A 526-nucleotide genomic window follows, 5' to 3' on the forward strand; every position below is an offset into this window, starting at 1 on the left:
GAAAGGGAGAGAATAGGGAAATGGGAGCCTGAAAGAATGGAGAACGGAGAAACCCTGCCACAGATAGTAAGCAGAAGCAAGCATATTATACTGAAACACTGGAGCAAATGGAATGAACAGCAAAAGACCAGGGCTGCCATTCTCTTTGATAAATTCCCCAAGCTTCTGGAAGGATACAGCCTTAGCATGAAACTGACAGACATCTTCAACAAGAAGTCAGGTCCCGATGAAGCAAGGCTAAATCTCGCAAGATGGTACAATGAAGTGGAAAAGTTTGACTATATGGAGTTCAACAAGGTACTTGATACCTTTTCAAACCATAGTACGACCATCATAAATTATTTTGAAGAACGATTGACAAATGCTTCAGCGGAGTCGTTCAATGCTAAAATCAAAGCTTTTCGAAGCCAGTTAAGAGGGGTGGCTGATGTGAAATTCTTCATGTTCAGACTGGCTAGGCTATACGCTTAAAAGAAAGCTTGCCAACCGGGAAAATCCGCTGACCCTAACTCACTTGGTTAAACCA

At 42.4% G+C, this 526-nt stretch carries 1 protein-coding gene; it reads left to right on the top strand.

The window, feature by feature from the left end; all coding sequences use genetic code 11:
• Positions 1–471, top strand: a 471-nt coding sequence (locus tag IE178_RS37265) for a transposase (RefSeq protein WP_193515123.1), incomplete at its 5' end; no start/stop codon positions are given.
• Positions 472–526: the final 55 nt, after the last annotated feature.

This window comes from Streptomyces griseoloalbus (genome assembly GCA_014650015.1).
GTDB lineage: Bacteria > Actinomycetota > Actinomycetes > Streptomycetales > Streptomycetaceae > Streptomyces > Streptomyces griseoloalbus.